13 protein-coding genes and 1 pseudogene are annotated in these 16242 nt (G+C 37.3%); 12 read left to right on the forward strand and 2 right to left on the reverse strand.

Annotated features, from left to right (window positions below):
* Window positions 1-42: 42 nt before the first annotated feature.
* The 12 genes and pseudogenes from pqqA (at window position 43) to QZ562_RS14005 (ending at window position 13311) form a co-directional block, all read left to right on the forward strand.
* Window positions 43-114, forward strand: a pseudogene (pqqA, locus tag QZ562_RS21305) (pyrroloquinoline quinone precursor peptide PqqA).
* 116 nt (window positions 115-230) lie between these two features.
* Window positions 231-1148 (forward strand): pyrroloquinoline quinone biosynthesis protein PqqB, encoded by a 918-nt coding sequence (gene pqqB / locus QZ562_RS13955; RefSeq protein WP_293761212.1) that lies wholly within the window; start codon window positions 231-233, stop codon window positions 1146-1148.
* Between the two features lie 23 nt (window positions 1149-1171).
* On the forward strand, window positions 1172-1939 hold the full coding sequence (pqqC, locus tag QZ562_RS13960) for a pyrroloquinoline-quinone synthase PqqC (protein WP_293761215.1): 768 nt from the start codon (window positions 1172-1174) through the stop codon (window positions 1937-1939).
* Window positions 1936-2208, forward strand: coding sequence for a pyrroloquinoline quinone biosynthesis peptide chaperone PqqD (pqqD, locus tag QZ562_RS13965; RefSeq protein WP_293761218.1), 273 nt, complete (start codon window positions 1936-1938; stop codon window positions 2206-2208). Before pqqC ends, pqqD begins: the two co-directional genes overlap by 4 nt.
* Complete coding sequence (gene pqqE / locus QZ562_RS13970) at window positions 2201-3379, forward strand: pyrroloquinoline quinone biosynthesis protein PqqE (protein ID WP_293761221.1); 1179 nt, start codon at window positions 2201-2203, stop codon at window positions 3377-3379. Before pqqD ends, pqqE begins: the two co-directional genes overlap by 8 nt.
* Before the next feature lie 2 nt (window positions 3380-3381).
* The gene (locus QZ562_RS13975; protein ID WP_293761224.1) at window positions 3382-4818 is read left to right on the forward strand and encodes an insulinase family protein; all 1437 of its coding nucleotides are present in this window, start codon (window positions 3382-3384) and stop codon (window positions 4816-4818) included.
* A 456-nt stretch (window positions 4819-5274) separates the two neighbouring features.
* The gene (locus QZ562_RS13980; protein WP_293761227.1) at window positions 5275-7188 is read left to right on the forward strand and encodes a S9 family peptidase; all 1914 of its coding nucleotides are present in this window, start codon (window positions 5275-5277) and stop codon (window positions 7186-7188) included.
* A 390-nt stretch (window positions 7189-7578) separates the two neighbouring features.
* Window positions 7579-8010 (forward strand): DUF4389 domain-containing protein, encoded by a 432-nt coding sequence (locus QZ562_RS13985; RefSeq protein WP_293761230.1) that lies wholly within the window; start codon window positions 7579-7581, stop codon window positions 8008-8010.
* A 471-nt stretch (window positions 8011-8481) separates the two neighbouring features.
* Complete coding sequence (modF, locus tag QZ562_RS13990) at window positions 8482-9927, forward strand: molybdate ABC transporter ATP-binding protein ModF (RefSeq protein ID WP_293761233.1); 1446 nt, start codon at window positions 8482-8484, stop codon at window positions 9925-9927.
* 90 nt (window positions 9928-10017) lie between these two features.
* Entirely contained in the window at window positions 10018-11718 is a 1701-nt protein-coding gene (locus QZ562_RS13995) for a SufS family cysteine desulfurase (protein ID WP_293761236.1), read from the forward strand.
* Between the two features lie 9 nt (window positions 11719-11727).
* Window positions 11728-12225 (forward strand): thioredoxin family protein, encoded by a 498-nt coding sequence (locus QZ562_RS14000; protein WP_293761239.1) that lies wholly within the window; start codon window positions 11728-11730, stop codon window positions 12223-12225.
* A 78-nt stretch (window positions 12226-12303) separates the two neighbouring features.
* Window positions 12304-13311 (forward strand): purine nucleoside permease, encoded by a 1008-nt coding sequence (locus tag QZ562_RS14005; RefSeq protein ID WP_293761242.1) that lies wholly within the window; start codon window positions 12304-12306, stop codon window positions 13309-13311.
* A gap of 526 nt (window positions 13312-13837) precedes the next feature.
* Here the strand turns inward: QZ562_RS14005 and QZ562_RS14010 are convergent.
* Together QZ562_RS14010 and QZ562_RS14015 are read right to left on the reverse strand one after the other, a co-directional pair.
* Window positions 13838-15088, reverse strand: coding sequence for a glycosyltransferase family 4 protein (locus tag QZ562_RS14010; protein ID WP_293761249.1), 1251 nt, complete (start codon window positions 15086-15088; stop codon window positions 13838-13840).
* A gap of 34 nt (window positions 15089-15122) precedes the next feature.
* On the reverse strand, window positions 15123-16242 hold a 1120-nt coding region (locus tag QZ562_RS14015), incomplete at its 5' end, for a GGDEF domain-containing protein (RefSeq protein ID WP_293761244.1).

The raw sequence follows: 16242 nt of genomic DNA on the forward strand, positions 1-16242 counted from the left end.
ACGTAATACCTAAGATTATTATTAACCAGTAAGGAATAAATTATGTGGATTAAGCCAGACTTTGAATAAATGCGTTTAGGATTTGAAGTCACTTTGTATATCAGTAATCGTTAATATTTTTAAATTATTAAAAATAAATTACCTCAGTTTCTGTTTTTTTTAGTACTGAGGTAATTAGTTATCAATCAATTACTCCTAACTCCCCCCCTTGTCTTGATGTTGAGGCGTTTATGAAAATTTTAGTTCTTGGTTCTGCTGCTGGTGGTGGATTTCCCCAATGGAATTGTCACTGTGCAAACTGTAAAGGTCTGCGTGACGGTACAATTAAAGCTACTGCTCGCACTCAATCATCCATAGCCGTGAGCCTAAACGGTAAAGATTGGGTACTGATTAATGCATCCCCTGATATTCGTGAACAAATTAATAATTCCCCACAACTTTGGCCTGAGCAGGGTAGCCGTGGAACTAATATTCGGGCAGTTATTCTAACTGATAGTCAAATAGATCATACCACTGGGCTGGTTACACTTCGCGAAGGTCTGCCGCTTGATGTTTATTGCAGTGATGTTGTTTATGAAGATCTATCATCTGCTTACCCGTTATTTAATGTATTAAAACATTGGCATGGAGGGCTCGGCTTTAACAAAATTGAAACCGAGCAACAACAACCATTTAGTGTTGATGCTGTGAACGGTATAGAGTTTGTTCCCGTCATTATTGAATCTAATGCGCCCCCTTATTCACGCTATCGCGATAAAGTGGTGGCAGGTAATAATATCGGTTTAAAAATTATTGATAAAAGTACCGGTAAGTATTTATTTTATTTACCGGGCATTGTTGAAAGTACAGAAGAAGTTGAGCGTATATTGTGCAATGCGAGTTGCGTACTTATTGACGGCACATTATGGTTAGACGATGAAATGATTTCCCAAGGTGTAGGTACTAAATTAGGCTCTGAGATGGGACATATGCCTGTCAATGGAGATTATGGCACAGTCGCTCTGTTGAACAAATTTACGATAGATAGAAAAATACTGATACACATTAATAATACCAACCCTATCCTGAATGAAGAATCCCCTCAGCATCAATTTGTTTTAGACAACGGTGTTGAAATTGCCACAGATGGCATGGAAATAACGATTTAACTTTAATTTATAGGCCCCTTTTTATGCAAGCTTGGACCAGAGAACAGTTTGAACATAAACTCAGAGACAAAGGTCGGTTTTACCATATCCACCACCCTTTCCATATTGCGATGCATAATGGTGAATGTAGTAAGGATGAAATAAAAGGATGGGTTGCTAATCGTTTTTATTATCAAGCTAGTATCCCGATCAAGGATGCGGCAATTTTAGCAAATTGCCGTGATATGGAAACCAGGCGTTTGTGGGTTCAACGTATTTTAGACCATGATGGCAGTGTGGGTGAAAAGACCTTGGGTGGTATTGAAGCTTGGCTTAGTTTAGGAGACGCGGTGGGCTTAGACAGACAAGACCTATTGGACGAAAAATTTGTCCTTCCAGGTGTTCGTTTTGCTGTAGATGCCTATGTTAATTTTGCTAAAAAAGCAAACTGGCAACAAGCTGCCTGCTCGTCACTAACAGAAATGTTTGCCCCTGAAATACATCAAAGCCGCCTCGATAGTTGGCCAAAAAATTACCCGTGGATAAAATCCGACGGATTAAGTTATTTTCAATTGCGTCTATCGCAAGCTCGACGCGATGTAAATCATGGTTTGCAAATAACCTTAGATCACTTTACTGGTCGCAAAGCACAAGAAGAGGCTTTAAATATTTTGCAGTTCAAACTGGATATTTTATGGAGTATGTTGGATTCGATGACATTAGCCTACCAACAAAGCAGGGCACCATATCAACAAGTTGTTGGTCAAGACGTAATTAACAATCCTATCCATCACAGAGGCGTATTTAAGTGAGCACATCATTATCGATATTATCACTCAATCCGATGTTTCGCCTTCAGTGGGAAAAAGCTCAAAACTGCTTCGTATTATTATTTCCAGAAGGCATGGTTAAACTCAATGGCGGTGCGGGCGAAATCATGCAGCTTATTGACGGGAAAACAAACGCTGAACATATTACTGAGGCATTGCAAAGTAAATTTCCAGACGCCAATAACTTAACTGCCGATGTGGATGAATTTATTACCATAGCCATTGAAAAAAAGTGGCTTTATTATGACTAGTCAATCTTTAACCTTTCCATCAAAGCATGATGATGAAGCCATCGTTGGTCCACCACTTTGGTTACTCGCTGAACTCACTTATGATTGTCCTTTACACTGCCCTTATTGTTCAAACCCAACACAGATGAGTGAAACAAAAAATGAGTTAACCACACAGCAGTGGTGTGATGTATTCAGTCAAGCAAGAGAATTAGGCTCTGTACAACTAGGTTTTTCTGGTGGTGAGCCATTATTGCGCAGGGATTTAGAAATACTTGTCAAACATGCCAGAGAGCTAGGTTTTTATACCAATTTAATTACTTCTGGTATCGGTCTAACCGAAAAACGGATTGCTACCTTAAAAAAAGTAGGCTTAGACCATATCCAAATAAGCTTCCAAGGCGCTGATCCTGAGCTAAATGATGCAATTGCAGGTCGCGGTAATGCCTATGAGCAGAAATTTAAAATGGCTAAGTCAGTTAAAGCCCAAGGTTACCCCATGGTGCTTAACTTTGTATTATCTAAACAAAATCTCGACCAAATCGCTGACATTATGCGCTTAAGTTGTGAGTTAGAAGCTGATTATGTCGAGTTAGCAACCGCACAATATTATGGATGGGCGTATGAAAACCGTGATCATTTATTACCGTCACAACAACAGCTAGAACAAGCTGAGCGTATTGTTAATGAATTTAGAGCACAACAACAGGGTAAGGGGCCACATTTTATTTTTGTTACACCTGATTATTTTGAAACTAGACCCAAAGCATGCATGAATGGCTGGGGAACAACCTTTTTAACCGTTACACCAGATGGCTCAGCGTTACCTTGTCATAGTGCAAAAATGCTGCCTCTTACTTTCCCAAACGTTAAAGATAAAACTATTGCTGATATATGGCAGCAAGATTTTTCCTTTGATTATTTCCGCGGTGATAATTGGATGCCGCAACCTTGTAAAGGATGTGATGAGAAAGAAAAAGACTTTGGTGGGTGTCGTTGTCAGGCATTTATGATGACGGGTGACATGCATAAAACTGATCCTGTCTGTAGTAAATCAGAAGATCATCACTTAATTGAGCTGGCTATTGCAAGAGCATCTAAACCGACAAAAGAGATAGTCAAACGTGTTAATCAAAACGCAATGAAGTATGCCAAAGATACGACGTTGAACATTGCCCGCATAAAAATATAAACGTGACTTCACTGTTAACAAAAGATGTGTATCGTCATAAAAATGGTTTAAAGCATATTAATATCATCAATGGCGATGGTTTTAGTGCTATTTTTATAGTTAATACACCTATATTCGACAATAGCGGTGTTGCTCATGGCGTTGAACATATGGCTTTTCGTCGCAGTGCGGCATTTCCAAAACCAGAAACTTTATTTCAACTTACCTCCTTAACAGACGCCAAAATTAACGCATCTACGTTTTCTGATACGACTTGTTTTCATTGCCAAAGTCAATGTTCTCACACCTTTATACTGGTTATTAATTACTTATTAAATGGTATATTTAACCCTGTTTTTGATGCTGAAGATCTGCGCTGTGAAATTCATGATGGCAATAATAAAGGTGTCATTTATCAGGAATTGCTCGGTATAGAACAGGCACATAAAAAGGTATCTGTTAGTAACAAACAAGATGACTTCTGTTATGGGGGTATTAGTAAATCAATTGGTGATTTATCGCTGAACGATTTGACTTATTTTCATCAACGTTTTTACCATGCAAATAATATTACTTTGGTTACCGCTAATGCTGATATTGAAAAAATATCAAACTTAATTGCATTATTGCCTGAGCAACAGAATCAATCTAAACAAGTTAAAGTAGATTTAGATAACAAAAAGAGTCAGCATAAACAGAGTGAGGATGATGGGCATAATCAAAAAAAGTACTCTGAAGCAATTAATAAGCTTATTGATGTTTATCACTTGTGGCTGCAAGATCTTTACAATCAAAAGGTCTATGTCTACAAAGAAATTAAAAGTGCTGCCAAAACATCAATAACCAATGAAGACTTTTTACCCGCCGATCTAAAAAGTGACCTAATTCAACCTCTTTGCACCCTATCTGACAGGTTAACAAAACGCGCTATAAATGATAGTGTCATTAAAATTAGCGTAGAAAAACCACTAAATGAATCGCTACTTCCCAGTTTGTTCACAAATTTATTCAAACAAGCTAGACAACAATTGATCAAAAGTGAGTTAAACCGTCAGGTTTACGTAAGTGACCAACGCAATACTATATGGTTAGTGAATATTGGGGTTACTGAACACATACTCGCTAATGTGTCTAGCTACATTATTAGTGCATACCCAGAATTTTTAGCCTCTCGCTGTCATGGTTATTGTTATGCGACCCAAGCATTAACAATTAAAAACTCAGCATACTTGGTTATATTTAGTGCTTTTGATATTAATGTTGATTCTCGATTAAAAGACGTTCTGTTGTGTTTATTGAGGTTAAGCCGAGATAAGCACTTTATTGAATTGAGTCTAACCCTTGCAAAGATAAAATATTGTAAAGCGTATGGAGTTAGTAATAATAAAGTCATTAATATAACTTCCACCGACATATGCAACTATATACACAACCTTGCAAATAAAACTTTATCACCATAATAATCAAACAATGCTGAAGTTCTAAGGTGAAACCTCAATAGTCAAATCCGTTCTGAAGTATTACTTTTTTTAACCAACAAATATTTCAAAATAAACTTTTTATCAGACATCAGTCGGTGAATTTATTTGAGGATATGTTTTAACTATTATTTTACGTGGACTACTCTTGGTGGTTGGATTAATGAGTGAGCAAAATTTTAATAAATGTTCACTTTGATTTACCAAATTTGGAACGCTTGTCTTGTTCATCTCTATACAACTACTTTTAAAAAAATGAAGGCACATGGTATGATTTTCGCGACAAGTAAGACATGGCTGTACATAAACTGTTCGCTATTTTTTAATTATAAATAAACATTATCGACCAATAATAAATGCAAAAACAGTCACAAATTTAATAGTGTAGTTGTTACTGTTTGCTAAGTTTTTAAACCAAACATTGAGGCGCCTGAAACAATGAGTCACACCACAGCAGCATACGGAACTTGGGAATCACCCATCACTGCAGCGAGTATTTTTGAAGTATCAGACAACGTTTCGTATCTTACAGTTGAAAATAATCAACTCTATTTCGTAGAGTCAAAAGCATCAGCAAATGGCAAAAATGTACTTTTCAAATTAAATGAATCAAATACTGCAATACAGCTAACGTCAAGTAAAGTGAGTGTTAGATCTCGTGTTCATGAATACGGCGGACGTCCTTATTTAGTTACTGGAGAAGACATTTATTATTCTGAATTTACTGATCAGAAAATATATCGCATTTCGCAAAATGGCACACCTCAGGCTATCACTAGTCCGGGCTTGCGATATATGGAATGTATTGCAGATCAAAAAAATAATCGTCTTATTTGTGTCAGAGAAGATCATCGAGGCATCGGTGAACCCATCAATACGCTTGTGGCTATCAACGTACACGAGGCGAATAAAGAAACAATATTATTCGAAGGAACGGATTTTGTCAGTGCCCCGCATCTATCACCAAATGGCAAATCAGTTGCTTTTGTCACTTGGCTACATCCGAATATGCCTTGGGACGATACACAATTACGCGTGATTAATTTTAGTGAAGAGGGTTTAATTGAATGTGTTGTTGAAGTCCCACAAGATGGTAATGTGTCGATAAAACATCCTCATTATTCTAAAAATGGCATGCTTTATTTCATTGCCGATTACGAAGATTGGTGGACTTTATATCGGATAGAGAACCCATCTGAAAAGCAGAAAAAGCCACAAAAAGTGCTTGATAAAAAAATTGAAATTAATAGCTATAGCATTGAAAATGATGATTACGCCATTATTGCTTACTCAGAGCAGGGAAGTGTTCACATCGCGAGAGTTAACTTAGTTACAGGTGAAATGATCAACATTGGGGATGTATTCTCATCAGCTGATTCAATTTCTGTGGCAAGTGATACTGTTTACTTTAGGGCATCAACACCTAGTTCGGGCAACGCCATATATAAGTTAACAGATAACAACTACGAAAAAATTTATCAGCCTAATGGACCTGAAATAGAAAAAAGTTTTCTATCTCTACCCCAGTCAGTTAAATTTCCTACTGGAATCGATGAAATAGCATACGGTTTCTATTATCCTCCTCAAAATAGTAATTTTACAGGTGCAAAAGATACCTCGCCTCCGCTTATCGTTAAGGTACATGGAGGGCCTGTTAGTGCTACAGATTCAAGCCTAAATCCAGGTATTCAATTTTGGACAAGCCGAGGATTTGCTGTTTTTGATGTAAACCATAGAGGTAGTACCGGATATGGTAGAACGTTTAGGAAAAAACTCTATCCCAATTGGGGAATAGTGGATGTTGAAGACGTATCAAATGGCGTTAAGTGGCTCGCTTCTGAAGGTTTTATAGATGCTGATAAAGTCGCCATTCGAGGTGGTAGTGCTGGTGGATATACTACGTTGGCGGCTTTGGCGTTTCAAAATGTATTTAAAGCAGGTACCAGCTATTATGGGATCAGTGATTTAGGTATATTAGCTAGAGACACCCATAAGTTTGAATCGCGATATCTTGACCAACTAATAGGACCTTACCCTGAGATGAAAAGCGTCTACGATCGACGTTCACCTATTAACAGTGTTGAAAATATAACGGCTCCCTTGCTGTTACTTCAGGGATTAGACGATAAAGTAGTTCCGCCTAATCAATCTGAATTAATATTTAACGCCTTAAAAGATAATAGTATTGATACTGCCTATATCACTTTTGAAGGTGAGGGACATGGCTTTAGACAACCAGCAAATAATATCAAAGCACTTAATTCTGAACTGAGTTTTTACGGTCAGGTATTTGGTTTTGTGCCGGCGGGCAACATTGAAGAGGTGCAATTAACAAGGTGTGGGAGTGAATAACAGCAAGGGATTTTTCAGGACATCCAAACTGAAATTAAAAAATCACGATGGATGTCTATTTAAAGCACGCCAGAATTACATGCTGCGTCAATCCGTATTTAACATAAATTGAAACCTATACCACTCATGTTGGTTGTGTCTTCTTAACGTGAAACCACCCTTAATTAATTTTAATATGACTCCAATTAAATATTTATATTTATCTGAGGTTGAGTAGTTTTCATCACAAATTGGCTTTAAAACATAATATCTTGTGTTTTTTACACATTATAATTTAACTTATTATCTAACTTGTTGATTTTAAGACTTAATATTATTGGCTTCATAATTGCTTTATATTACCTAAGAACAATAAATCGTATAACCCAAATATTATTTCAGGAGACTCAAATGAACGAAAAGACTAAAGCAACATTAACTAATATGGATACATGGAAGCGAGGTTTGTTTATGGTTGTTTTTTCCATTATCTCGGGAGTAGCAAAATTAATAGTGACCTTAGTAGCCATTTTTCAATTTGTAACACTGCTTTTTAAAGGGCAGATCAATAAAGCGGTGTTACCCCTCGGTCAGAATCTAAGCACTTACCTGTATCAGATCACTTTGTTTCTAACATTCAAGACCGATGAAATGCCATTTCCTTTTCTATCTTTTCCAGATGGAACACCAAGTTCCAAACTAGATGAGAATAATGAGAATGTTGAAACCACTTCTGAAACTAATACAAAAAACGATGTAGATATTGTTGATGACCAAAGTGAGGATATTAAAGATGATACAAGTGTTAAAAAAGAGACAAAGAATGACTCTTTAAATGATTAACACTATTTATAACCTAATTTATAACCTAATAGTTTTTGTCATATATTAATGGCCACAGCATTATATTTGCGTGTGAGCGTAGATGTGTTTAGGTCATTAGGAATGGTGTATGGTTCTATAAAATTTGATAGGAATTGCATCACTCTTTGATGTCATATTTTTCGTTTCTGTAATTTTCTGGCTGTTTTAGAGCTAGCATTATTAAGCCGATTTGCCAATTATCGGTAGATAAGATTCTAGCCATTGGTTGTGTCAGTGGTTGAGTTATAACTCAATTACGTTAATTGAATTGAATTGAATAGAATATTTAAAATATGTTTGTTTATTGGTTCACATATTCAATGCACACGGTAGTGAAGGTCTAATTTAATTTATCAGGTGACACAAATTAATGAGCCATAGATTATGAGATTAGAATGAACGGAATAAATTTTCTGCTAGGATATAGCAAATTTTTTAACGTTTATATTTATGTCGTTAGCAACACTTCAAAACTGCCATGTTATTTTTGCTGAACATTTTCATCTACATATTGACTCCTTTTTGGTAAAGCCGTTACAGCACACCGTTGTATTGGGACCAAATGGCAGTGGAAAATCTGCACTTGCAGCATTGGTTGCCGGCCGCGGTGAATTACAAGATGGACAGCGGCAAGTGACGTCTCATGTTGGCTGGGTGTCGGTTGAGCAACAACAGGCATTAATAGAAGCTGAGAAGCAAAAAGATTGTGCTGACATTCTAGATATCATTCCAATCGCCACCACAGTTGAAGAAATATTACTTGAAGGTTTACGCCCTAATGATATTGAGCAAACGCTACTAGCAAGAGTGAGCGACGTTTTCGCGCTCGCTGATATGTTGCAGCGTCCATTTCGTGCTTTGTCTACTGGTGAAACCCGAAAGTTAATGTTGGCTAAAGCATTATTGAGGCAACCTGAATTATTAATTCTAGACGAACCATGGGATGGATTAGACAAACAAGCTTGCGCTGACTTTAATGTGTTGCTTTTGGAATTATCCACCAAGATTACTTTAATCTTAGTACTCAATCGTTTAAGCGAAATCCCAATCTTTTGTGAGCAGTTAGTGCTGATGCAGTCAGGCACTATTCAGTGGCAGACAGATGTAGATAATGATTTAGCTGAACGACTCACTCATATTAGTCAGTTACAACATATGCAGCAACAAGACTTAATATTACCAGTAAAAGACGGTGATAGTTTTGCTCCACATCCTTTAGACGCGTCTGCACCTCTCGTAAAGTTAAATTGTGTCAAGGTTAACTATGCTGAAAACATTGTTTTTAGTAATTTGAATTGGACGATTCGACCGCAACAACATTGGCAAGTAACTGGCCCAAATGGTTCTGGCAAAACCTGCTTATTGAATTTGATTACAGGTGATCATCCGCAGTGTTATGTGAACGATATTTATGTGTTTGGCTATCAACGTGGCAGTGGTGAAAGTATCTGGCAAATCAAACAATACATAGGCTATTTGTCTAATGCTTTTCATTTAGATTATCGAGTGAACTGTTCATTGTTAAATGTGGTGTTGTCTGGTTTTTATGACAGTGTTGGCATGTATCAACAAGCAACAAAAAATCAGACGACATTAGCACAACAATGGTTGGTATTGATGCGATTAGACAAGCAAGCTGCCACGTCTTTTCAAGAGCTGTCTTTTGGCGATCAACGTTTAGCGCTGATTGCTCGTGCAATGGTTAAACATCCAGCTTTATTGATTCTAGATGAGCCATGTAATGGTCTAGACGATATCAACCGTCTAAAAGTATTGGCCTTGATTGATTTACTCGCAAGGGAAGGGATGACCACTTTGTTATATGTGAATCATCATCAAGAAGATCTGATACCCAGCATTAAACATTGTTTATCAATGCAGGATTTTAATACTTAATATAATATATTGAAAATACTGTGTATCGTGGATCAGCTGAAATACCTTGCTAATCTGACCACGATTGACAACAATAATAGGACAATTTATTTGCTTATAAAATTAATGTCATCTAAGTCATCTAACACTCTACGCCAATATTTTCCTTTTTTTTCTAATTCACGTTTAGAACGCTGTGTCTATTTGGACAGCGCTGCAACCAGTCAAAAATTGCAGACAGTTGTCGATATTACTCAACAGTACTATCAAGAGCGAACGGTTAATGTGCATCGTTCTAGTCATCATTTGGCAGCCAATGTTACCGAACAATTTGAGCAGTCTCGCAAACATATTCAACATTTTATTGGCGCTAAAAGTCACAAAGAAATTATCTGGACTAAAGGTGCTACTGAAAGTATCAATCTTGTAGCCAGTGGCTTGGCTAAAAGTGTTTTTAAAGCAGGTGATAGTATTTTAATATCAGCAATGGAACACCACGCTAATATCGTACCTTGGCAACAAATAGCTCAAACTCTTAATTTGCAGCTTCAGGTAATGCCAATAGATATTAACGGTGTGTTAAAGCTTGAAGAATCATTACAAATGATCACTTTTAGTACCGCTTTAGTTGCCATAGGTCACGTATCAAATGCGCTAGGAAACATCAATCCTATTGAAACTATTATTGCCAAGGCTAAAGAAGTAGGCGCTTTAACATTAATAGACGGTACACAAGCCGTCAGCCATTTAACAGTGAATGTTCAACAATTGGATTGTGATTTTTATGTGTTTAGTGGCCATAAAATGTTTGGCCCTACTGGCATAGGTGTATTATATGGTAAGTACGACTTACTCGAGCAACTACCACCTTATCAATTAGGTGGTGAGATGATTAAACAAGTCAGCTTTGCACACACCACATTTCAAGCACCACCGCTAAAGTTTGAGGCTGGTACACCAAATATTGTAGGTGTGTTGGGTATAGGTGTTGCCAGTGAGTTTATTCAACAGCACAGAAATGAGCTGTTAGTGCTTGAAAACAATTTGTATAAACAGTTGCTTGATACATTGTCAGTTATTCCGCAGGTTAGGTTATGGGGTGATATAGTTAATAGTATTTGTGTGCAATCTTTTACCGTACAAGGGGTCAGTCATTACGATTTAGCCGTGTTGTTAGATAAGCGTAATATTGCGGTTAGGGTAGGGCATCACTGCGCTATGCCCTTGATGCAGACATTAGGTATTGATGGCACCATCAGAGTGTCCCTTGCGGCTTACAATAACAGTGCTGATATCAATAGTTTTGGTCAAGCACTTACGGAATGTATTAATTTGTTAACTGAGTCTGCAACTCAAATAAAAACAGTTGCCACATCGTTTGACTCCAACCAAATAAAACGATCACTAACACCCATTGCCGAATTAATTAAACAGGCAAAAAGCTGGGATCAAACGTACAGGCAACTGATGTTAGCAGGCAAAAGTTTAGTCAGACTAAAAGACCAATATAAAACAGAAACATCCGCGGTGCATGGGTGTGAAAGCCAAGTATGGATAAGGTGTTTTATAAATGAAGGCAGCATTGTGTTAGAGGGCGATTCGCCTAGCAAGATTGTACGTGGTTTGTTGGCCGTGGTGTTTGAAGCACTTTCAGGAAAGACCGCGCATCAAGTTTTAATGTTTAACTTAGCTGATTATCTTAAAACATTACATTTAGGTAAACACCTCAGTCAATCCAGAGGCAATGGATTATCTGCTGTGGTAGATAAAATCATTGAATATTGCCAACTACAATCCACCAATTCTATTTAAGATAGTTAGATGTCAATCAACAAACCAAATGACCAGACACGCTCACCTGTTAGAAAAGTATTAGATATATGTGGGATCATCATACTAATATCAGTCATGGGCTACTACAGTAATAAAACCGTGCAGGGCTATCTAGGACAACAAGCCATAGATGCAACAGGTTTAGAATCAATTACCTTAGAGGAAGCCCTGCAGGTAGCCAAACGTTCAAATAAGTTAGTGTTAGCAGATATGTCAGCTATTTGGTGTCCAGCCTGTCGTAAATTAGATGAACAGGTGTTTTCTAATGAACGGGTTAAAACACAACTTAAACAAGACTTTGTTTATGTGCGAATTGAGTACGAGTCACCAGAGGGTAAAAGTTTTATGCAAAACTACCAAGTGACTGGTTTTCCTACTTTATTGGTACTCAATACAAAAGCTGAAAAATTAATCCAGTTACCCATTAATTATGAACCATTACCTTTTTTGGCAACATTGGAAAAAGTTGTTGATAGTAGACGTTAAGGTTGAATCTGAGGATCATTGAAGTAAGCCGTTTTAGTAAGTCGATAAACAATTTCATTACAGAGGAATATTCCAGAAATGCACAAAATATCAGGGCTAACTTTATTTTTTTCAATTACGTTTTGTAACCATTTAGCCGCCAGTAACAAACCTATTCAAGTCAAAGTATTTATAGCTGCCATGTTTGAAATTGGTGCGAACACAGGTGATAAAGCTGGTGAGTTCCAGCATTGGTATCAACGTTATTTTAGAGACAGCCAACCAATAGATGTAAAAGGCACACTTAAACCTGTTTTCTGCGATAACGACGGTATATGTGGTGGCATCTTAGGCATGGGTAAAGTTGCATCGTCTGCATCCATGCAGGCTATTTTATTAAACAATAAGTTTGATTTTACAAATACTTATTTCATTCTAAGTGGAGTGGGAGGCACACCACCGTCAAGAGGAACCATAGGTGACGTGACATGGGGCAGTTGGGTAATCGATTACGATTTAGGCCACCGCTGGGCACCAGAAGAAGGTAAGGCAGGTGCCTCGACTTTTATGCCACGTAAAGGATATGAAAGCATCCGCCGATACCAACTCAACCCTTTGCTAGTTAAATGGGGCATGGCGTTAACCTCGGATATAAAATTGAAAGACTCTGCGAGTGCACAAGTTTACCGAATGCGTTATCCACAGCCTGCTGCAAGACGATTACCTAAAGTGCTAAAGGGCACTCATATTACTGGTGATACATTTTTTCATGGACCTGGGTTATCAAAACAAGCCCAATATATAAGCGAGTTATATGGTGCAGATGATTATATAACAACTGAGATGGAAGCTACTGCGATTACTCAAGTGATAAATCGACTTTACGGTAAACAACGAATTCTGAGTTTGCGTGGTTCAGTTAATTTTGATCAAGGTAACCCAAACGAAACCACTTTAGAACACCTTGACCCAGCACCTGGAGAAACTGCTGGTGGTTTTGCCGAAACGGTTGAAAATATAATGCTAGTAGGAAGTACTATTTCAGACCATATCGTTAAAAATTGGAATGTTTGGAAGATTGGCGTACCAAACAGTCGTGAAATTTAATTTTACCATCATATATAATACCAAAGAAATTATTTCTTATAAGACTTACCAGTGCTGGTTAGCAAGTTGCGTGATTCACGAATCGATGTCATAACGATAGAGCTATCTTCAAGAGATTTTTCTGGACCAGACTATCGCTACCCACAAAGTGTTCCTCACTGGTCATCACCGGTTTGCTAGCCTCGGAAAAAGTGTTTTGTAACGTACTAACCCAAAAGCCATCATCAAGATTTGACCTGGTTGAATAGATCCGACTACCCAAGTTAAGACATAATAATCTTAACTTGGGATAGAAAATGGCAGCACCTAAAAAATACTCAAAAGAATTTAAATTGGATGCCATCGTATTGGTACTAGAATAAAAATACTGTAGGTTCAAATTGATAAAGAATCGAACTGAAGTGGAACATAAGTTTGACATAAAAATATGGGTGATTATCAAGTACATCCCTTCCAAACATCTAATCAATAAGAGCCCTGAAATATGTCTCAGTGAGCTTGTGTAAAGACATGTTAAACATTCATTTCAACGATTTTTGGCTTCAATCCATTGCGCCATGTATTGGGTACTTTTCATGTAATGATGTTGCAACATTTGCCCAATAAAGTTGTTTGAACGATGGGTGTCCAAGTTGTTTTGTATAGTGAATATACGTGTCAGTAATTTCGCTTGGATTTTGTCTTTATCGAAATTATTTTTAATAAGCTGGTACCCCTGTTTTTGTGCTTTGTGCCACAGCGTCTGGTTTTCATAGAGTTGCACTGCATGTTTTGCAAAGTCTATAGCCATGTTTTCTTGGTTATCAAAATCAGTTAAAACTGTTATCAACCCAGCCCAGTCCAAACCCATCGTCATGCCTTCAATACCAATGTGAGTAGTAACGTTAGGTGTGCCACAAAACATAGCTTCTGCTAATTTACCTTTTATACCTGCACCAAAACGCAACGGGGCTAAACATACCCTTGCTTGTTGCATGACATGTTTGGCGTCTTCTGCCCAACCTTTAACTAAAAATCCTTGTTTGGAATTATGTAATTGTGTTGCTTTTGGTGGTGGATAGGCGCCATATATATGCAACTCGGCTTTAGGTAATTGTTTGCGAATTATTGGCCAGATGTTTTGTTTTAAAAATAGTACTGCGTCCCAGTTCGGCTCATGGCGAAAGTTACCAATACTAATAAAGTGTTGCCTGTCAGAATAGCTTTTTTCTGATGTTGTAAAGTGTTCTAAGTCGAGCATAAAAGGGCAATGTAATAGAATTTTTTGAGGTACTAAGTAATGGTTTTTGAGTAGTTCCATTTCAAAATCCGAAATAATCAAACTTAAGTCACAGCGAAAAATAGCTGCTATTTCTCTTTTAGCCACATCACTATTTAAATCTTCCTTTTCTAATTGTCGATTTTGTTTTAAAGCTTGGTGTCTTGCATGACGAAGTGAATGCAAATCTTCGGTATCTAATATGCGTAATGCATCGGGGCAATGTTTAGCTACTCGCCAGCCAAATTGTTCTTCAAGCATAAAACGATCGAACAACACCGTATTAGGGTTGAGATCCCGGATGAAGTCGTCAAAACTATTACAATTAAGCGTTACTGCCCGTTCATCAATACCTAATCTAGTCAAATCTTCTTTATGTTCAGTTTGCTGTGCAGGACTAGCAAAAGTGACTTGCCAACCTTGCTTAACAAATAAAGTTAATAAACTCATCATATGGCTACCAGCGGCAGATGAATTTGGCTCAGGCCATACATATCCTAAAATGAGTAATTTTTTAATGCCTTTAATATTTTCAATATTCATAGGCCTAGACTCATTGATTTGCTACCTTCACACAATTTCTTCCCTTTTTTTTTGCCGCATACAACGCTATGTCAGCTTGTTTCATTATGTTATCAAAGCTTGAGTATTCTTTGGTTCGTTGTGCAATACCAAAACTACTTGTCACTTTGACGATCTTTTCTGTGGTTATCTTTTTAGTAAAAGTTTTTTTTGCTAAAAGTTTTTTAGCTAAAACCTTTTTTGATTTAGGTGGTCGAGGACTGGCTCTAAGTGTTATGTCGTAATCGGCGATAGTTCGACGTACTTCTTCGACAAAAAGTATTACTTGCGCCGCTGTTTTACGAGGAAAAATGATGATGAATTCTTCGCCACCAAAACGAAATGTTTTTCCACCACCTGATATGTTATTTAATTTACTGGCCACCAACTTTAATACTTCATCACCCACGTCATGACCATAGGTATCATTAAACTTTTTAAAGTGATCGATATCACACATCACTACACTATATTTACGTCCAAGAGTTTGCACATATTGCACCAGTGCACGTCTTGAAGGAATATCTGTTAGCTCATCTCTGAAGGCCATCATAAAGCTATCTTTGAGTATTGAATAACAGAACAAACTCATCAAACTAATTATTGTGACCAGTCCAAACTCGACATCCTGATAAATGTGCATAAACGCACTTAATGCCAAGGCAAAATACAAAGCATTGTGGGTATTGTCGGTTTTTTGAAATAACCTTAACAACCCAAGCAATAATCCAATAATTAATAAAACACTGTTTAAAGGAGTGATAAAAGCGCGAATGTGCGGTGATAATTGAAATAGTAGGCTGTCAATCAAGGTTAACCATGTCTGACTGAATAGTTGTATTGACGGTATCGCAAACCAGCTCAACACAAACAATAATAACAAAACAGTTAAACTAAAACACAAGTTGAGGGCATAAAATCCTTTATCCTTGCTATAAAGTAAAAAAATAAAACCAAATAATATACCGTTATACCTCACCTCAAGCATTTCGGGTGTTAACGTTAATTCTCTTCCAGTCGCTATAAAAAAGAGTAGAAAACAGGCGTATACCAATCGGCTTCGACCAAACTGCCAAGCAATTATTGCCGTAATAGTTAGAGAAGCGTAATCC

Source organism: uncultured Paraglaciecola sp. (genome assembly GCF_913058035.1).
Lineage (GTDB): Bacteria > Pseudomonadota > Gammaproteobacteria > Enterobacterales > Alteromonadaceae > Paraglaciecola.